The sequence below is a fragment of the Streptomyces sp. L2 genome (assembly GCF_004124325.1).
Lineage (GTDB): Bacteria > Actinomycetota > Actinomycetes > Streptomycetales > Streptomycetaceae > Streptomyces.
In genome coordinates, this window is record NZ_QBDT01000001.1 from 6,521,952 (window position 1) to 6,540,656 (window position 18,705).

Genomic DNA, 18,705 nt, shown 5'->3' on the forward strand with positions numbered 1-18,705 from the left:
CACCGCACGAACCACCCCCGTAGGCGCAACCCAAGGGCATCGCGGGCTTACGTTGGTCGAACCGAACCCGTACCGGATCCGACCGAACGGAGCCCGCGATGCCCTTCGCCCGCCTGGCGACAGCGACAACCCCCACCTGCCACCTGGGCCTGGGCCTCGCCGCAGTCGGCCGCCCCGGCTACATCACGCTGGGCCGGGACGAGGACCTCGGAGCGAACCGCAGCGCGGACGCGCTCCGCACCCGTACCCATGAACTCCTCGACGCCGCCTACGCCCAAGGCGTCCGCTACGTCGACGTCGCCCGTTCCTACGGCCGTTCTGAGGAGTTCCTCGCCGACTGGCTGGCCGCCCGCCCCGGCCTCGACGACGTGGTCGTCGGCAGCAAGTGGGGCTACACCTACACCGCCGGCTGGTCGGCGGACGCCGAGACGCACGAGGTCAAGGACCACGGCCTCGCCACCTACGAGCGCCAGCGCGCCGAGACCGGCGAACTGCTCGGCGACCGGCTCGACCTCTACCAGATCCACTCGGTGACCCCGGACAGCCCGGCGCTCACCGACAAGGAACTGCACGCGCGGCTCGCCGAGGCCGCCGCCGGGGGCCTGACCATCGGCTTCTCCACCAGCGGCCCCGCCCAGGCCGACGCGATCCGCGCGGCCCTCGCCGTGACCGTCGACGGCGCGCCCCTCTTCCGTACCGTCCAGTCGACCTACAACGCCCTGGAGACCTCGGCGGGGCCCGCTCTCGCCGAGGCGCACGACGCCGGGCTCACCGTGATCGTCAAGGAGGGCATGGCCAACGGCCGGCTCGCGGCACCGCACGCACCGGAAGCCCTGAGGGCCGTGGCCGACGAGACCTCCCTCGGCTGCGACGCCGTAGCCCTCGCCCTTGTCCTGCGCCAGCCGTGGTCGGGCGTCGTCCTCTCCGGCGCCGCGACCGTCACCCAGCTCGCCTCCAACCTCCACGCACCCGCCGTGGACCTCGACGACGGCCATCTGGAGCGCCTCGCCGGCCTCGCGGAGGACCCGCACGTCTACTGGGAGCGGCGGGCACAGCTGCCCTGGCACTGAAAGACACCGCGAACACCCCACCATGAGACGCGCACGCCCATCGTGAGACAAAGATGTCTCACATGCGCTACGCTTGTCTCATGGCCGTCGATCGTGACCACGTGCTGCGCAGCGCCGCGGCCCTCCTGACCCGCAAGTCCACCGCGACCATGGACGAGGTCGCCAGGGCCGCCGGCATCAGCCGGGCCACGCTGCACCGGCACTTCGCCGGGCGTGACGCGCTCGTCCGCGCCCTGGAGGCGCTCGGCATCGCGGAGTGCGAGGCGGCGCTGGACGCGGCCCGCCTGGACGAGGGGCCCGCGAGCGAGGCCGTACGGCGGCTGGTGCGGGAACTGGAACCCGCGGCCGGGCTGCTGTCCTTCCTCTACACCGAGAACCAGCTGTTCGAGGGGGACGGGCAGCACGCGGGCTGGGCCCGCCTCGACACCCGCATCGCCGCGCTGTTCCGGCGCGGCCAGCAGGGCGGCGAGTTCCGCATCGACCTCACGCCCCCCTGGCTGACGGAGGCCCTGTTCGGACTGATGGCCTCGGCCGCCTGGGTCGTACAGAGCGGCAAGGTCGCCCCCAACGACTTCCACCACATGATCGTCGAGCTGCTGCTCGGCGGCGCACTACGGAGAGAGGAACCATGACCAGCACCCTGCAGCCGGCCGGCACGGTCGAGACGGAGAAGCGCCCGGGCCGCTGGCTCGCGCTGTCCGTCCTCGTCCTGGCCGTGCTGCTGGTGGCCGTCGACGCGACCGTCCTCGGCCTGGCGACCCCGTACATCAGCGAGGACCTGCGCCCCACCGGCACGCAGCTGCTGTGGATCGGCGACGTCTACTCCTTCGTCATCGCCGGACTGCTCGTCTCCATGGGCAGCCTCGGCGACCGCATCGGCCGCAAGCGGATCCTGCTCGTCGGCGCCACGGCGTTCGGCGCGATATCGGTCCTCAACGCCTACGCGACGACACCCGAACTGATGATCGCGGCACGGGCGCTGCTCGGCGTCGCCGGCGCGACCCTGATGCCCGCCACCCTCGCCCTGATCCGCAACATCTTCCACGACCCGCGCGAGCGCAGCCTCGCCGTCGGCATCTGGGGTGCCACCGCGTCCGCCGGCACCGCCGTCGGCCCGATCGCGGGCGGCTTCCTGCTGGAGCACTTCTGGTGGGGGTCGGTCTTCCTGATCAACCTGCCGGTGATGGCGGTCCTGGTCCTCGTCGGCGTCCGCACCCTCCCCGAGTCCAGGAACCCCGCCCCAGGCCCCTGGGACCTGACCAGCGTGCTGCTGTCCCTGGTCGGCATGATCGCCGTGGTCTACGCGGTCAAGGAGACGGCGACCCACGGGTTCGCCCTGCCCAGCCTCGCCGTGGGCCTGCTGGGAGCGGCGGCCCTGTACGGCTTCGTGCACCGCCAGCTGACCATGCCCATCCCGCTGCTCGACATGCGGCTGTTCCGCAGCCGTGGCTTCAGCGGGGCGGTCCTGGCCGACCTGCTGACCGTGCTCGGCATGTCCGGCCTGGTGTTCTTCCTCTCCCAGTACCTGCAACTCGTCCAGGGCAGGCACCCCTTCGAGGCGGGCCTGGCGGAACTGCCCGCCGCCGTCGGCGCGGTGGCCGCGGGCCTGGTCGCGGGCCGTGCGGCCCGCCGCTTCTCGGTCCGCGCGGTGGTCTCCGGCGGCCTGGCCGCGGTGGGCCTGGCCCTGGCCGTCCTCACCACCCTGGACCGCTCGACGGGCTACCCGCTCCTCGGCGCCGCCCTCCTCGTCGTCGGAATCGGCGCCGGCTTCTCCTTCACCGTCACGGCCGACGTCATCCTCTCCAGCGTCCCCAAGGACCAGGCGGGCGCGGCCTCAGCGGTCTCCGAAACGGCCTACGAACTCGGCGCCGCCCTGGGCATCGCCCTGCTCGGCTCCATCGTCACAGGCGTCTACCGCGACTTCACGGGCCCGACGGGCACCCCCGAAGCGGCCCACGAATCCCTGGGCGCGGCGGTGGAGGCGTCGAAGACCATGCCGACCGCCCCCGCCCAGCACATGCTGGAAGCAGCCCGCACCTCATTCGTCGACGGCCTGCAACTCGCCTCGGCAGCGGGAGCAGCGGTACTCCTGGCAACGGCCCTGGCGGCCTGGTTCCTACTGAAGCAACAGAAACTGGAAAACGAGGTCTGAGCGAAGCGCCCCGTCAGGGGCGCGGGGAACTGCGCGAACAACCACAACGCACCCGCACCCGAAACGCGACCGAACCGCCGGCGGCCCTACGCGGCCTTGGCCTTAGTCGCGTACATATCCACATACTCCTGCCCAGACAACCGCATAACCTCAGCCATCACAGAATCGGTGACCGCCCTCAGCACGTACCGGTCCCGATCCATCCCCTCGTACCGGGAGAACTCCATCGCCTCACCGAACCGCACCGTCACCTTCCCGGGACGCGGCATCCCCGCACCCCCCGGCTGCAGCTTGTCCGTACCGATCATCGCGAACGGCACCACCGGCGCCCCCGTCATCAGCGTCAGCCGCGCGATGCCGGTACGGCCCCGGTACAGCCGGCCGTCGGGGGACCGGGTCCCCTCGGGGTAGATCCCGAACACCCGGCCCTCCTCCAGCACCCGGCGCCCGGTCATGAGCGCGGCGACCCCGCCCCGGCCGCCGTCGCGGTCCACGGGGATCATGCCGACGCCGGTGAAGAACCAGGCCATGAGCCGGCCCTTGAGGCCCTTGCCGGTGACGTACTCGTCCTTGCCGATGAAGAAGACCTGACGGTCGCAGACGATCGGCAGGATGATCGAGTCGATGAACGTCAGATGGTTGCCCGCCAGGATGACGGGACCGTCACCCGGGATGTTCTTCGCACCCTCCACCTGTGGGCGGAACATCAGGCGCATGATCGGTCCGAGCACTGCCTTGATGAGCGCGAAGCGGGACAACGGGTCCTCCGATGTCGAGTGAGCGATATGTGTCTGTGCAGGTGAGGACATTACTCGCGGCTCCCGGGGAAGCGCACATCGGGTACGCCCGGTTCACCGATGTCTTACGCACTGTTGACACGGGTTTACCTGCGGCGGCACCCCCTTGCCCCCCGTGGCCCCTCGACGGGCGGTGTGACGGACATCGCGCCGCCACCGCGCCGAGGGGGGCCGACGGGCCGTCAGGTCCCGCCGCTCAGCGGACACTCGGCGTCACCCGCGTGTTCGGCACGCGGTCTCCCGCCCGTCATGCCCACGCCCCTACGATCGGCCGCGCGTAGACGCACCGACGGCAGGCAGGAGGCGCTCATGCACAGGGACGATCAGGTGAACGGGACGGCGCGGGGCACGGGACGGCGGGCGCTGCTCGGCGCCGCCGTGCTCGGCGCGGGCGGGGCGGTCCTCGGGCTTCCCGGAACGGCGGGAGCGGCGCAGGCCCGGCCGGCCGGACACGGCGGCCGGGGGCTGGGAAGCCTGCCGGTGCCGACGGTCATCGGTCACCGGGGCGCCGCCGGCTACCGCCCCGAGCACACCTTCGGGTCGTACGAACTCGCCCTCGACCTGGGGGCCGACGTGGTGGAGGCCGGGGACCTGGTGCCCACCCGGGACGGTCACCTCGTCTGCCGGCACGAGCCGGAGATCGGCGGCACCACCGACGTCGCCGACCACCCGGAGTTCGCCGGCCGCAGGACCACCAAGACCCTCGACGGGGTGCCCACCACCGGCTGGTTCACCGAGGACTTCACCCTCGCCGAACTGAAGACCCTCCGGGCCGTCGAGCGCATCCCCGCCAACCGGCCGCACAACACCCTCTACGACGGGCGCTGGGAGATCCCCACCTTCGAAGAGGTGCTGAGATGGCAGGACGAGCAGACCCGCAAGCGGGGCAAACAGGTCTTCATCTACCCCGAGACCAAGCACCCCACCTATTTCCGGGCGCTCGGCCTCGGCCTGGAGGAGCGGGTCGCGAAGGCGCTGCGCAGACACGGCAAGGACGGCCGGCACGCACCCGTCATCCTGCAGTCCTTCGAGCCGACCAGCATCCAGCGGCTGAACCGGCTCGTCGGCAACCCGCTCGTGGTCCTGCTCTCCTCCGCGGACAGCCGCCCGTACGACTTTGTCGTCTCGGGCGACCCGCGCACGGTTGCCGACCTGATCACCCCCGAGGGCCTCAGGGAGATCGCCGGCTACGCACAGGGCATCGGACCGACCCTGGACCTCGTCATCCCCAAGAAGGCCGACGGCACCCTCGGCACACCGACCACGCTGGTCGCCGACGCGCACGAGGCGGGCCTGGTCCTGCACCCCTACACGATGCGCAACGAGAACCCCTTCCTGCCCGCCGAGTTCCGCAAGGGCGACGCGCCCGACGGCTACGGAGACGCCTTCGGCGCCTTCCGGACCTACTTCGCCACCGGCATCGACGGCGTCTTCACCGACAACGCCGACACCGCCGTACTCGCCCGCGCCGACTTCCTCGACGGCTGACCCGGCCCATCCGCGTCAACCACCTGTCCGCTGCGCCCCTCCTTCGGGGTGTCTCGCCGCCGCCCCGGCAACTCTCCGCCGGGGCGGCGCGTCGTTCCGCATATGACGCCCGACCTGGTAGCCGCGCTGCGCCCCCTGCTCACCGCCGAGGCCTCCGCCGAGGCATATGCCTCCGGTGACGAGCCGAGCGATCTGGAGCAGGCGGTCTGGCTCCGCCTTCTGGAGCGCCTGGAGGCGGACGGTCCGCCCCGGGACCCGGAGGGCTGGCTGCGCAAGGCCGTACGCGCGGAGGCCCGCCGCAGCCGTCGTACGACCCGAGTCGAACGGCCCTACGGCGTCGAGCCTCCCCGTGACACCCGGCCCGGCCCCGAGCAGATCGTCCTCACGGCCGCCCGGCACCGGGCGCTGCGCGACGCCGTCCGCCGCCTCCCCGGCCGCTGCCCCCGCCTGATGGAGGCACTGCTCTCACCGAAGGACCTGACCTACCGGGAGATCGCGGGCGAGTTGGGTATCTCACAGGGCAGTCTCGGACCGGAACGCTCCAGATGTCTGGGATGTCTCCGGCGATTGCTCACGCCGGAGGTTGCGGCACGCGAAGTGCGGGGATAGGAGTGGGGGACAACAGGTGATCAGGTGAGCGGGAGGCGTGCGCACATGGGCATGAGCGTGATCATCTCGGCGGCGACCGAGCAGGACGCGGAGCAGGTCTTCAAGCTCCAGTACCTGTGCTTCCAGAGCGAGGCGGCGTTGTACGGCAACTACCGCATCGCCCCGCTCGTGCAGACCCTCGACTCGGTCCGCCAGGAGGTCGCCGCGGACTGCGTCTTCGTCGCCCGGCTCGGTGACGAGGTCGTCGGCTCCGTGCGCGGCCGGCTCACCGAGGACGGCGCGGCCGCCATCGGCCGGCTCTGCGTCCACCCCCGCCTGCAGGGCCACGGCATCGGAGCCCGGCTGCTGCGCGCGGTCGAGACCGCCCTGTCCGAACAGCGCGGCGCCACCCGCTTCCGCCTGCACGCCGGCCACCGCAGCGAGGGCAACCTCCGCCTCTACCGCCGAGTCGGCTACGAAACGGTCGGCCGCGCCAAGGGAGCAGACGGCGTGGAAATGATCGTGCTGGAGAAGCAGTCAAACGCCTACGCGGCGACGGCCTGAGGGAGCGCCCCCCCGGGGGCGCCCCAAAGGGGCGCGGGGAACTGCGCGACAAGCCACAACGCACCCGCACCCGCCAACGCGCCCTCAGCCACCCCGCCCGGACCGCGCCGCCCGAAGCCAGTACATCGCCGACAAAGGCAACAGCACCGGAATGAAGACGTACCCCATCCCGTAGTCCGACCACACGGTCGCGTCCGGAAACGCCGACGGCTCCACCAGCGTCCACGTCCCCACGACCAGCACCCCCGCCAGCTCGGCGGCACAGCACACCAGTGCCGCCCGGCGCGCCCGCTCGCCGCCGCGGATCAGCGTGTAGGTGATGAATACGTACACGACACCGGCCACGGCGGACAGGGAGTAGGCGAGCGGCGCCCGCTGGAAGTCCGTCCCGATCTGGTAGGCGGACCGCGACACCGCGCCGACCACCATCACGCCGTAGAACCAGACGAGCAGCATGCCCGGCCCGCTGATCAACCGGGCCGGCTTCTCCCGTACGGCCGTCACCTCAGCCTCCCCAGATGTCGAAGAGCCGTACTTCCAGCACGGCCAGCACCACGCCGCCGGCGGCGGCCGTCACCGAACCCCAGCGGGTCCGCTCGGCCAGCGACATGAACCCCGCCGCCGGAACGCACGCGAACGCGCCCAGCAGATACGCCACGAAGATCGTGGTGCTCTGGTCCGGCTTCTCGCCCCGCGCCAGCTGCACGATCCCGAACCCGAGCTGGACCAGGGCCAGCACGGACACCACGGCCATGCCGATGAGGTGCCAGTCCTTCGTCGGCTGGTCACGGTAGGCCGCCCAGCCGCACCAGGCGGCGAGCAGCAGCGCGGCGACACCGGTCACCAGCGTCAGGGCATTGAGCATGCGGTGACCTTATTACGGCCGAAATGGGCCGACGCCGCCGCCCCCGTCGTACGCCGCCGTGGCGTTGACCACAACCAACGGGCCGCAGAGCCGGGCGCCGACGTGATGGCGCACGACCTGCCGGCCCTGTCCGCACTGGTCACTGAAGGGGGAGTAGAGGTCTCCGCCCGCGCCTGACGGGTGTCCGCCGCTGTCCAGCATGCGGACAGGAGAGCCGGGTCAGGACCGTACGTCTGGTTTACTGATCGCATGACCACGACGAGCTGCCGCATCCCTGCGACCGAGGCGACCATGACGCCCGGTGCTCGTCGTATGTGTCGAATGTGCGCCTTCTAGAGGGCCCCCGCACCACCCCTGAGCCTCGCGCCCCGAAGCGAGAGCCGTGGCCTGTCCCCGCCGCCCCAGCGGCGTCCCGGACCGCCGCCGCCCCCACCGCCTGATCCGGACCGATACCGCCTGATCCGGCAGGGGCACCCCGCCGCGCACACGATGTCCTCCCGGCTCCGCCGGTCCCCTCGTGCGGCGAGAAGCGGCAAGTCCCCGACATCACGCCACGAACGCCACGCACACAAAGAACGCACCCGTGCCCGGGCACACCCGCGCCCGCGCACTCGACAGTGACGGAAATCCTGTGATCACCACCTCGGGCCTGACCAAGGTCTACCGCTCGCGCGGCCGTGAGGTCACCGCCCTGGACGGCGTCGACCTGCACGTCCGCGAGGGCGAGGTCTACGGCGTCATCGGCCAGTCCGGCGCCGGCAAGTCCTCGCTCATCCGCTGCGTCAACCTGCTGGAGCGCCCCACCTCCGGCACCGTGACCGTCGCCGGGCAGGACCTCACCTCCCTCGCCGGACGCGGACCGCGCGCCGGGAGGGAACTGCGCCGGGCGCGCGGCCGGATCGGCATGGTCTTCCAGCACTTCAACCTGCTGTCCTCGCGGACCGTGCAGGACAACGTCGAGCTGCCGCTGGAGATCCTCGGGCACTCCGGGAAGGAGCGCTCGCGCAAGGCCCTGGAACTGCTCGACCTGGTCGGCCTCGGCGGCCAGGCCAAGGCGTACCCCGCGCAGCTCTCAGGCGGCCAGAAGCAGCGCGTCGGCATCGCCCGCGCCCTCGCCGGCGACCCCAAGGTGCTGCTCTCCGACGAGGCCACCAGCGCCCTCGACCCCGAGACCACCCGCTCCGTCCTCCAGCTGCTGCGCGACCTCAACCGGCAGCTCGGCCTCACCGTCCTGCTCATCACGCACGAGATGGACGTGGTCAAGTCGGTGTGCGACTCGGCCGCGCTGATGCGCGACGGCAGGATCGTGGAGTCCGGCACGGTCAGCGAACTGCTGGCCACCCCGGGCTCCGAACTGGCCGGCGCGCTGTTCCCGGTGGGCGGCGAGGCCTCCGGCGCCGACCGCACTGTCGTCGACGTCACCTTCCACGGCGAGGCGGCGACCCAGCCGGTCATCTCCCAGCTCTCCCGCACCTACAACATCGACATATCGATTCTCGGCGCCGCCATCGACACCGTCGGTGGCCTCCAGGTCGGCCGGATGCGCATCGAACTGCCCGGCCGCTACGAGGACAACGTGGTGCCCGTCGGCTTCCTGCGCGAACAGGGCCTGCAGATCGACGTCGTCGGCCCCGAGGGCCAGGAGTCCGCGCTGGTGAAGGAAGGTGCCAAGTGAGCTGGTCCGAGATGTGGGAGCTGCTGGAGCCCGAGTGCTGGAACACCCTCTACATGGTCGGCTGGTCCACGGCCGTCGCCATCCTCGCCGGACTGCCGCTCGGCGTCCTGCTCGTGCTCACCGAGCGCGGCGGCCTGCTGCAGAACATCGTGGTGAACAAGGTCATCGGGCAGGTCGTGAACATCACCCGCTCGATGCCGTTCATCATCCTCATGGTCGCGCTGATGACCTTCACCCGCTGGGTCACCGGGACGAGCATCGGCCGTGACGCCGCCATCGTGCCGCTCGCCATCGGCGCCATCCCCTTCTTCGCCCGGCTCGTCGAGACGGCCGTCCGGGAAGTGGATGGCGGGCTCGTGGAGGCCGTGCAGTCGATGGGCGGCAGCACCTTCACCATCGTCCGCAAGGTCCTGGTGCCCGAGGCCCTGCCCTCGCTGATCTCCTCCGCGACCACCACCCTGGTCGCCCTCATCGGCTACTCGGCGATGGCCGGCACCGTCGGCGCCGGCGGCCTCGGCGACCTCGCCGTCCGCTACGGCTACCTGCGCTTCGAGACCGAGCTGATGTGGGTGATCGTCGCGATCCTCGCCGTCGTCATCTCCCTCGTCCAGTTCGCCGGCGACCTCACCGCCCGCGCCCTGCACAGCCGGGGCGCGCGGACCGGCCCGGTGCCCAGGCTCCGCCTGCTCAAGGCCAAGGAGCCGGACACGGCGCACGTCGGCACGGCCGCCTGACCGGCCCGCCGCACCCCAGAACTCCCCGTCACCCACACGGGGTCGCACCACCCTTAAGGAAAGGCACTTTTCGTGCGTAACACCGCCAAGATCACCGCCGCCGTCCTCGCCGCCGGAGCCCTCACCGCCGGGCTGACCGCCTGCGGCTCCGGCAAGGACTCCGCCTCCCACGACTACAGCGGACCGCTCGTCGTCGCCGCCAGCCCCACCCCGCACGCCGACATCCTGAACTTCGTCAAGAAGAACCTGGCGAAGAAGGCGGGTCTGGACCTGGAGGTCAAGGAGTTCACCGACTACGTCACGCCCAACACGGCGACCGAGGACGGCTCGGTGGACGCCAACTACTTCCAGAACCAGCCCTACCTCGACGACTTCAACAGTAAGCGCGGCACCCACATCGTGCCCGTCGTCACCGTGCACCTGGAGCCGCTCGGCCTGTACTCCCACAAGGTCAAGAGCCTCGACGCCCTCAAGAGCGGCGCGACCGTCGCCGTCCCCAACGACACGGTGAACGAGGCCCGCGCGCTCAAGCTCCTCGCCGACAACAAGCTCATCACCCTCAAGAAGGGCGCTGGCGCCGAGGCCACCCCGCGGGACATCGACGCCAACCCCCGGCACCTCGCTTTCAAGGAGGTCGAGGCCGCCCAGACCGCGCGCTCCCTGGACGACGTGGACGCCGCCGTCGTCAACGGCAACTACGCCATCTCCGCCGGCCTGAAGCCCGCCAAGGACGCCCTCGTCCTGGAGTCCGCGAAGAACAACCCCTACGGCAACTTCCTCGCCGTGAAGAAGGGCAACGAGAACGACCCGCGCGTGAAGAAGCTGGCCAAGCTCCTCACCTCGCCCGAGGTCAAGAAGTTCATCGAGGACAAGTACCAGGGTTCGGTCATTCCGTCCTTCTGATCCCGCACCCGGGCAACTCACCCGACACGCACGGGGTCCGCGCCCTCACCAGGTGTGGACCCCGTGATGCGGTTCAGTGCTTTCATGCTGCATGCTGGGCAGTTCAGCAGGCCCTGCGGGTTCCCGCGGGTTTTCCGAGATTTACGGAGCGGCGCATGACTAGCACCTTCCCCAACGTCTCCATCAGCACGGAGCGGTTGGTGCTGCGCCCCCTCGACGAGGACGACGTGCCCGCCCTGGCCGAGATGATGAACGACGAGCAGATCGCCGCCTGGACCGACATCCCCCAGCCCTTCACCGAAGCCGGCGCCCGGCACTGGATCGGCCAGTACGCGCCCGCCGAACGCGCCGCCGGCCGCGGCCTGGACCTCGCCGTCACCGAGTTCCTCACCCAGCGCCTCGTCGGCGTCGTCCAGCTCACCAAGACCAACTGGCACATCCGCTCCACCGAGTTGTCGTACATCGTCGCCCCCTGGGCGCGCGGCGAGGGCTACGCCTCCGAGGCCTCCCTCGCCACCGCCCAGTGGGTCCTCGGCGACCAGAAGTTCGAGCGCATCGAGATCCGCACCGCCGCCGACAACACCGCCTCCCAGCAGGTCGCCCAGAAGATCGGCTGCATCAGCGAGGGCGTGCTCCGCAACGCCTGCATAGCCCACTCGCGCACCGACGACGGCACCTGGACCGACGTGCGCACCGACTTCATCGTCTGGAGTCTCCTCCCCGAGGACCTGGAAGGCGCCGACGAGCAGCTCGCCGACACCGCCGGCTTCACCTCGTACGCCGAGTACTCCGAGTGGAACTGACCCCGGCGGAGGCCCGCCCCGCCGCGCGCACCGCCGGGTGAACCGATACCCTCACGGAGCCCCACCCGGGCACCGCACCCCTGACGACCTGCGAAAACCAGGAGACTGACGACGATGGCCGACCGGGTCACCGTGATCGGCTGGGACGGCTCGCCGCTGACCGACACGGCACGCGCCGCCCTCGGCGCCGCCACCCTCGTGGCGGGCGCGGCCCACCACCTCGCGCTGCCCGAGGTCCCGCACACCGCCGAACGCATCCGCCTGGGCAGCCTCACCCTGGCCGCCCGCCGCATCGCCGCCCACCGCGGCACCGCCGTCGTCCTCGCCGACGGCGACCCCGGCTTCTTCGGCGTCGTACGCACCCTGCGCGCACCGGAGTTCGGCCTGGAGGTGGAGGTCGTGCCCGCCGTCTCCGCGGTGGCCGCCGCCTTCGCCCGGGCCGGCATGCCCTGGGACGACGCCCAGGTCGTCGTCGCCCACCGGCGCACCCTGCGCCGCGCCGTGAACGTCTGCCGCGCCCACCCGAAGGTCGCCGTCCTGACCTCCCCGGGGGCGGGCCCCGCCGAACTCGGCCTGCTGCTGGAGGGCGTCCACCGCACCTTCGTCATCTGCGAGGAACTCGGCACCGGCCGCGAACAGGTCACCGTCGTCACCTCCGACAAGGCCCCCGACCACACCTGGCGCGACCCCAACGTCGTCATCGTCATCGGCGGGCACACCGCCGCCGGGACCGCGCCCGAGGGCGGCGGCTGGATCGCCGGCCGCGACCCCGCCGCCGGCCCCCGCGGCTGGGTCCAGCCGGACGAGCGGTACGCCGCCCCCGGCGACGCCGGTTCCGGAACCGGCACCGGCTCCGGCCATGGCACCGGCTCCGGCTCCGGCTCCGGCGCGGGTCGCAGGCTCGGTGAAGGGGAGACGCAACTGCTGCGGGCCGCCCAACTCGCCCGGCTGGGGCCCCGCGTCGGTGACCTCGTCTGGGATATCGGGTGCGGCAGCGGCGCGTTCGCCACCGAGGCCGCGAGCGCCGGGGCCGCCGTCATCGCCGTCGACCACGACCCCGGGGCCTGCGCCCGCACCGAGTCCGCCGCGCGCCGCCACGGCGTCCTGCTCCAGGTCGTGCGCGGCGCCGCGCCCCACGTCCTGGAGAACCTGCCCGAACCGGACGTCGTACGCGTCGGCGGCGGGGGAGCGGCCGTGGTCTCCGCGGTCGCCGACCGGCGCCCGCAGCGCATCGTCACCCACGCCGCCACCCGCGACGCCGCCGAGCGCGTCGGCCGCGACCTGAGCGAGCACGGATACCGCGTCGAGTGCGCCCTGCTGCAGTCCGTCGAACTCGACACCCGGGCCTGGACGGAGACCGAGCGGAACGTTGCGTTCCTGCTCACGGGGGTACTGCCCGACCGCGCCCCGTGATCGTGTTGTCGTACCGCGCGCGGTAGGCTGGCCGATCGTTGTGCCGCACCGGTGGCCCGGAACTTCGTTCGTCAATGTCCGGAAAACACGCCCGTTTTGGGTTGGGTGTGGTACGGCGAAACCCGAGGACGCGCAACGTGGCGCAGTCCACAGCGGCCTGTCGCGGATCATGCTGTCGCGACGGCGGAACGACCGGGACAATGCCACTGAATGGCTTTGTCGTCTTTTCCATGGGTCGTTCGTGCCGCTGGGCACGCACGCTCGTTCTTCACGGTGGGGCGGTCGGTGCGCCGTTCCGGGTGAGCTGTTTCAGGAGCACTAACCGATGGGCGAGGGGTACGCATGACGGACACCGGCCAGGTCCCGGGCGAGGGACTGCCGGAGAGCGCGGGCATGGTGGAGCAGCCGGGCGTCCCCGCGCACGGCGCGTACACCTACCTCTCCGACGCTCCGGCCGAGGACGAAGAGCTGCTGCTGCCGGGTGCCCAGGGAGCGTGGGGCAACGAGGTGCCGCCGCCCGCCCCGGAGCCGGTCGTCGAGGCCGTCCACGAGCCGGGGCCGCACGAGACGGCCGGCCGGGACAGCGGCTCCGTCGACCTCACCGGAGTCCGGCTGCCCGATTCCGGCCCCGTGTCCGTGACGCCGTCGCCCATCCTCTCCGCGCCGCACGACCCGGGCGCGGCCGTGCAGCAGCCGCGGCGGCCCCTGCACCTCGGCCCGCCGATCCCGGACACCTCCGCCAGCCCGGTCCGCTCCCTCGCGGACCGGGGCCCGGCGGGCACGCCGGTACGCCAGCCCGGGCTGCCGACCGGTCCCGAGTACGCCGAGGGCCGGCCCCCTCTGCACGACATGGCCCCGCAGAGCGCGGCGCCCTGGGGTACGGCCCCGGACGCGGCGGAACAGGCACCGGCGGAACAGGCCGCGGCTCAGGTGCCGGTCGGGGTGGCGCAGGCCCAGGGGCAGGTTCCGGCCGCGGTGGCTCAGGTCGAGGCTCAGGTGCCGGCTGCGGAAACGGTTGCTCCGGCCGGACCCGCGGCGACCGAGACGCCCGGCGCGGCCGAGGCGGCGGTGGCCCGTCTCACCCACCAGGCGAGCGCGGCGGCGGCACAGGGGCAGAACGTCGTGCACGGGCACGACGGAATGCAGCCCGCGAACGCTCACGACGGTGTGCAGTCGGTGGAGAGCGCGCAGAGCGCCGCTCCCGACGCCGTCGCGGTGACCCCGGGCACGCCGGTCGTGGCTCAGGCCCAGGTCGGGGACACCCTGGCCGGGGCCGACGCCGGTTCGCCGGTCCCGGAGGCAGCCGTGACGAGCGGCCCGGAGCAGGTGACGCAGGGCACGGCGGACGAGCCGGTGCGGATCGCACCGGACCAGATCGCGCAGACGGAGGCCGAGGGCCAGGCTCAGGTGCCCGTGCCGGCCGACGACGCCGATATCACGGAGCCCGCGCCCGCCGTTCAGGAGCCGGCGGCGCCGGTCGCCCAGGCGCAGCCCGACGCCGAGCCGGCGCAGGCCGCGGAGACGGCCGCGGGCACCGGCCAGGCGGAGGCGGCCGAGCCGGTAGCCGCCGCCTCCGTACCCGCCGAGCCGGTGGCCGAGGCAGCGGCGACCGACGGTGGTGCCGCCGCAGTCCAGCCTGCCGTTGCCGCTGCCGATCAGGTGCCGGTACCCCCGGCGGAGAGCACCGCAGCCGACGTACCGGCAGGGGAGACGGCCGCCGCGGACCCGCAGGCGCCGACCCCCGAGCCCGCGGTCGCCGCCGAGCCCGCCCTGGCATCCGATGCCGCCGCCGAACCCGTTTCCGCCAACCCCGTCCAGGAGGCACCGGTGACCGAGGCCGCCGACTCTCCGGCTCAGGGCGCCGTACCGGCCCAGCCCGCCGGTGATGCCACCGCGACGCCCGTCGACGGCACCCCCGAGGCGCACGCCCCGCACCAGGTCCAGGGCCCGCAGCTCGGCAACGCCGTGACCGCCGACGCCGTGCTGGCCCCGCCGCAGCAGCCGCAGTCCGACGGCCAGGCCCCGCAGGCCGCCACGCCCGCGCCCGCCGGCCCGCAGGGCGAATCGGCCGCCGCCCCCGTCCCCGACCCCGCGGTGGCCGCGGACGGCACTCAGGCCCCCGGTCCCGAGCAGCCGCTCGGGGAGTTCGTGCCCGTGGAGGGGTCCGTGCCGACCACTCCGCATCTGGCTCCCACCCCGCCGCACCCGATCGTGCTCCCCGCTCAGGAGACCCCGGGGACCCCGGGGACCCCGGAGACCCCGCAGGTTCCGGAGACAGCGGCGACAGCCGAGACACCGGAGGTGCCGCAGGGGCCGGTCGCCACCGTGCCCGCGCCCCGCGAGGCGGAAGCCCCCGGCAGCCCTGCCCAGGTCCCGGCCCCGGCGGCCCCGGAGACCGAGCCGGCCGTCGACGTCGTACAGCAGGCGGAGGACCTGGACACCCGGGGCGCCGAGCCCGAGGAGAGCGCGGCGGCGGTGGCCGAAGCGCAGCAGCCCGCCGGCCCGGCCGCCCCCGCCTACGGCGACGCCGAGCGCGAGGCGGTGCTGAAGGTCATGCGCGAGCGGCGCGACATCCGCAACGGCTTCCGCGGCGACCCCATCCCGCACGAGGTGCTGCTCCGCGTCCTGGAGGCCGCCCACACCGCACCCAGCGTCGGCCACTCGCAGCCCTGGGACTTCGTCGTCATCCGTTCCGCCGACACCCGGCGCACGATGCACGAACTGGCCACGCGCCAGCGCGAGGCGTACGCCAAGTCGCTGCCCAAGGGCCGGGCCAAGCAATTCAAGGAACTGAAGATCGAGGCCATCCTCGACACCCCGGTGAACATCGTCGTCACCGCCGACCCGACCCGCGGCGGCCGGCACACGCTCGGCCGGCACACCCAGCCGCAGATGGCGCCCTACTCCTCGGCGCTCGCCGTCGAGAACCTCTGGCTCGCCGCCCGCGCCGAGGGCCTCGGCGTCGGCTGGGTCAGCTTCTTCGACGAGCGCGAGATGGTCCGCGCCCTCGGCCTCCCGGAGCACCTGGAGGTCGTCGCCTACCTCTGCGTCGGCTACGTCGACGAGTTCCCGGACGAGCCCGAGCTGATGCAGGCCGGCTGGTCCAAGCGGCGCCCGCTGTCGTGGGTGGTGCACGAGGAGACGTACGGCCGCAGAGCCCTGCCCGGTGAGGACCCGCACGATCTGCTCGCCGAGACCGTCGCGCAGATCCGCCCGCTGGACGCGAAGGCGCTCGGCGAGGCGTGGGAGCGGCAGAAGCGGATGACCAAGCCGGCGGGCGCGCTCGGCATGCTGGAGATCATCTCCGCGCAGCTGTCCGGGCTGTCCCGGCAGTGCCCGCCGCCGATCCCGGAGCCCGCGGCCGTGGCGATCTTCGCCGGTGACCACGGTGTGCACGCCCAGGGCGTCACCCCGTGGCCGCAGGAGGTCACCTCCCAGATGGTGGCCAACTTCCTCGGCGGGGGAGCGGTCTGCAACGCCTTCGCGAACCAGGTCGGCGCCGAGGTGTGCGTCGTCGACGTGGGTGTCGCCGGCGACCTTCCGGCCACGCCCGGACTGCTGCCCCGCAAGATCCGCGGCGGCACCTCCGACATGACCACCGGTCCCGCGATGAGCCGCGAGGAGGTCAAGCAGGCCATCGAGGTCGGCATCGAGACCGCCCGCGACCTGGTGGCGGCCGGCAACAAGGCCCTGCTCACCGGTGAGATGGGCATCGCCAACACGACCGCGTCGGCGGCGCTCATCTCCGTGTTCACCGGCGCCGACCCGGCCGAGGTCACCGGCCGGGGCACCGGCATCAACGACGAGACGCTGGCCCGCAAGACTGAGGTCGTCCGGCGCGCGCTGGAGCTGCACCAGCCGGACCCCGCCGACCCGATCGGCGTCCTCGCGGCCGTCGGCGGCTTCGAACACGCGGCCATCGTGGGCCTGCTGCTCGGTGGTGCGTCGCTGCGTACGCCGGTGATCCTGGACGGCGTCAGCGCCGGTGCCGCCGCGCTGGTCGCCCGCGCGATCGCCCCCGAGGCCCTCGCGGCCTGCATCGCCGGCCACCGCAGCGCCGAACCCGGGCACGTCGCCGCCCTCAACAAGCTCGGCCTGCGCCCCCTGGTCGACCTCGACCTCCGCCTCGGCGAGGGCACCGGCGCCCTGCTCGCCCTCCCGCTGGTCCAGAGCACGGCCCGGGCGATGCACGAGGTGGCGACGTTCGACTCGGCGGGCGTGACAGAGAAGTAGCCGTCACGGACGGGTGGCGGGTGGTCCGGCGTCCAGCTGCCGGGCCACCCGTGCCCTCTGCCCTGCCCACAGCTAAAATTCGCACGTCAGGGCCGCTCCGAAGGTGCAGCGCGCCCCCATCGCAGAGCTGCACGAGGAGCCGTCCCTCATGGCCGAACACCCCGCCTACCCCGTAGGCCTCCGCCTCACCGGCCGCCGCGTGGTCGTCCTCGGCGGCGGCCAGGTCGCCCAGCGCCGCCTCCCGGCCCTCATCGCGGCCGGCGCCGACATCCTCCTCGTCTCCCCCGAGGCCACCCCCTCCGTCGAGGCCATGGCCGACGCCGGCGAGCTGACCTGGCACCGGCGGCCGTACGCCGAAGGCGACCTCGCCGACGCCTGGTACGCCCTCATCGCCACCAGCGACCCCGAGGCCAACACGGCCGCCTCCGCCGAGGCCGAGAGCCACCGCGTCTGGTGCGTCCGCTCCGACGACGCCGACCGGGCCACCGCCTGGACCCCGGCGACCGGCCACAGCGAGGGCGTCACCGTCGCCGTCCTGACCACCGACGCCCGCGGCCGCGACCCCCGGCACACCGCCGCGGTCCGGGACGCGGTCGTCGAGGGCCTTCGCGACGGCACCCTCGTCGCCCCGCACCACCGGACCCGCACCCCCGGCGTGGCCCTGGTCGGCGGCGGTCCCGGCGACCCGGACCTGATCACCGTGCGCGGCCGCCGCCTGCTCGCCGAGGCCGACGTCGTCATCGCCGACCGCCTCGGCCCGCGCGACCTGCTCGCCGAACTCCCGCCGCACGTCGAGGTGATCGACGCGGCCAAGATCCCCTACGGCCGCTACATGGCCCAGGAAGCCATCAACAACGCGCTCATCGAGCACGCCAAGCAGGGCAAGTCCGTCGTACGTCTCAAGGGCGGCGACCCCTTCGTCTTCGGCCGGGGCATGGAGGAGGTCCAGGCGCTCGCCGAGGCCGGGATCGCCTGCACGGTCGTCCCCGGCATCTCCAGCTCGATCTCCGTGCCGGGCGCGGCCGGCATCCCGGTCACCCACCGCGGTGTCGCCCACGAGTTCACGGTCGTCAGCGGTCACGTCGCCCCCGACGACGAGCGCTCCCTGGTCGACTGGCCGTCCCTGGCCAAGCTGACCGGCACCCTCGTCGTCCTCATGGGCGTCGACAAGATCGGCAAGATCGCGGACACCCTCGTCGCCCACGGCAAGCCCGCCGACACGCCGGTCGCGCTGGTCCAGGAGGGGACGACGGCGGCGCAGCGCCGGGTCGACGCCACCCTCGCGACGGTCGCCGAGACCGTCCGGGCCGAAGAGGTGAAGCCCCCCGCGGTGATCGTCATCGGAGCGGTGGTGGACGCCGGACCGGCCAACTTGGCTTGATCACGCGTAACCCCGAGTAACCCAGTCGTTCCGAGCCGT

16 protein-coding genes are annotated in these 18,705 nt (G+C 72.7%); 13 read left to right on the forward strand and 3 right to left on the reverse strand.

Going from position 1 to position 18,705, the window contains the following annotated elements; translation table 11 throughout:
• The first annotated feature begins 98 nt into the window (after window positions 1-98).
• The 3 genes from DBP14_RS29250 (at window position 99) to DBP14_RS29260 (ending at window position 3,222) form a co-directional block, all read left to right on the forward strand.
• On the forward strand, window positions 99-1,070 hold the full coding sequence (locus tag DBP14_RS29250) for an aldo/keto reductase (protein ID WP_129310151.1): 972 nt from the start codon (window positions 99-101) through the stop codon (window positions 1,068-1,070).
• Between the two features lie 80 nt (window positions 1,071-1,150).
• Complete coding sequence (locus DBP14_RS29255; protein ID WP_241741064.1) at window positions 1,151-1,702, forward strand: TetR/AcrR family transcriptional regulator; 552 nt, start codon at window positions 1,151-1,153, stop codon at window positions 1,700-1,702.
• Window positions 1,699-3,222: an MFS transporter gene (locus DBP14_RS29260; RefSeq protein ID WP_129310155.1), complete on the forward strand. Its 1,524-nt coding sequence runs from the start codon at window positions 1,699-1,701 to the stop codon at window positions 3,220-3,222. The genes DBP14_RS29255 and DBP14_RS29260 overlap by 4 nt, the downstream gene beginning before the upstream one ends.
• Window positions 3,223-3,308: 86 nt before the next feature.
• Here the strand turns inward: DBP14_RS29260 and DBP14_RS29265 are convergent, their stop codons facing one another.
• Window positions 3,309-4,031, reverse strand: a complete 723-nt coding sequence (locus tag DBP14_RS29265; protein ID WP_129310157.1) for a lysophospholipid acyltransferase family protein — start codon at window positions 4,029-4,031, stop codon at window positions 3,309-3,311.
• A 297-nt stretch (window positions 4,032-4,328) separates the two neighbouring features.
• Here DBP14_RS29265 and DBP14_RS29270 point away from each other — a divergent pair, with 297 nt between their 5' ends.
• The 3 genes from DBP14_RS29270 to DBP14_RS29280 all read left to right on the forward strand — a co-directional run bounded on the left by DBP14_RS29270 (window position 4,329) and on the right by DBP14_RS29280 (window position 6,659).
• Window positions 4,329-5,507, forward strand: coding sequence for a glycerophosphodiester phosphodiesterase (locus tag DBP14_RS29270; protein WP_129310159.1), 1,179 nt, complete (start codon window positions 4,329-4,331; stop codon window positions 5,505-5,507).
• Window positions 5,508-5,609: 102 nt separating this feature from the next.
• A complete protein-coding gene (locus tag DBP14_RS29275; protein WP_129310161.1) occupies window positions 5,610-6,116 on the forward strand; it encodes a sigma-70 family RNA polymerase sigma factor in 507 nt (168 codons plus the stop codon).
• A gap of 45 nt (window positions 6,117-6,161) precedes the next feature.
• A complete protein-coding gene (locus DBP14_RS29280) occupies window positions 6,162-6,659 on the forward strand; it encodes a GNAT family N-acetyltransferase (protein WP_129312148.1) in 498 nt (165 codons plus the stop codon).
• A gap of 84 nt (window positions 6,660-6,743) precedes the next feature.
• Here the strand turns inward: DBP14_RS29280 and DBP14_RS29285 are convergent, their stop codons facing one another.
• Together DBP14_RS29285 and DBP14_RS29290 are read right to left on the reverse strand one after the other, a co-directional pair.
• Window positions 6,744-7,163, reverse strand: coding sequence for a hypothetical protein (locus tag DBP14_RS29285; protein ID WP_129310163.1), 420 nt, complete (start codon window positions 7,161-7,163; stop codon window positions 6,744-6,746).
• Between the two features lies 1 nt (window position 7,164).
• On the reverse strand, window positions 7,165-7,524 hold the full coding sequence (locus DBP14_RS29290; RefSeq protein ID WP_129310165.1) for a hypothetical protein: 360 nt from the start codon (window positions 7,522-7,524) through the stop codon (window positions 7,165-7,167).
• A 631-nt stretch (window positions 7,525-8,155) separates the two neighbouring features.
• Here DBP14_RS29290 and DBP14_RS29295 point away from each other — a divergent pair.
• The 7 genes from DBP14_RS29295 (at window position 8,156) to cobA (ending at window position 18,666) form a co-directional block, all read left to right on the forward strand.
• Window positions 8,156-9,199, forward strand: a complete 1,044-nt coding sequence (locus tag DBP14_RS29295) for an ATP-binding cassette domain-containing protein (protein ID WP_129310167.1) — start codon at window positions 8,156-8,158, stop codon at window positions 9,197-9,199.
• Window positions 9,196-9,933 (forward strand): methionine ABC transporter permease, encoded by a 738-nt coding sequence (locus DBP14_RS29300; RefSeq protein WP_129310169.1) that lies wholly within the window; start codon window positions 9,196-9,198, stop codon window positions 9,931-9,933. The genes DBP14_RS29295 and DBP14_RS29300 overlap by 4 nt, the downstream gene beginning before the upstream one ends.
• 72 nt (window positions 9,934-10,005) lie before the next feature.
• The gene (locus DBP14_RS29305; protein ID WP_129310171.1) at window positions 10,006-10,836 is read left to right on the forward strand and encodes a MetQ/NlpA family ABC transporter substrate-binding protein; all 831 of its coding nucleotides are present in this window, start codon (window positions 10,006-10,008) and stop codon (window positions 10,834-10,836) included.
• A gap of 155 nt (window positions 10,837-10,991) precedes the next feature.
• A complete protein-coding gene (locus DBP14_RS29310) occupies window positions 10,992-11,639 on the forward strand; it encodes a GNAT family N-acetyltransferase (RefSeq protein ID WP_129310173.1) in 648 nt (215 codons plus the stop codon).
• A 114-nt stretch (window positions 11,640-11,753) separates the two neighbouring features.
• Window positions 11,754-13,052 (forward strand): precorrin-6y C5,15-methyltransferase (decarboxylating) subunit CbiE, encoded by a 1,299-nt coding sequence (gene cbiE, locus DBP14_RS29315; RefSeq protein ID WP_129310175.1) that lies wholly within the window; start codon window positions 11,754-11,756, stop codon window positions 13,050-13,052.
• 342 nt (window positions 13,053-13,394) lie between these two features.
• Window positions 13,395-17,285, forward strand: coding sequence for a nicotinate-nucleotide--dimethylbenzimidazole phosphoribosyltransferase (gene cobT / locus DBP14_RS29320; protein ID WP_129310177.1), 3,891 nt, complete (start codon window positions 13,395-13,397; stop codon window positions 17,283-17,285).
• Between the two features lie 148 nt (window positions 17,286-17,433).
• Window positions 17,434-18,666 (forward strand): uroporphyrinogen-III C-methyltransferase, encoded by a 1,233-nt coding sequence (gene cobA / locus DBP14_RS29325; RefSeq protein ID WP_129310179.1) that lies wholly within the window; start codon window positions 17,434-17,436, stop codon window positions 18,664-18,666.
• Window positions 18,667-18,705: the final 39 nt, after the last annotated feature.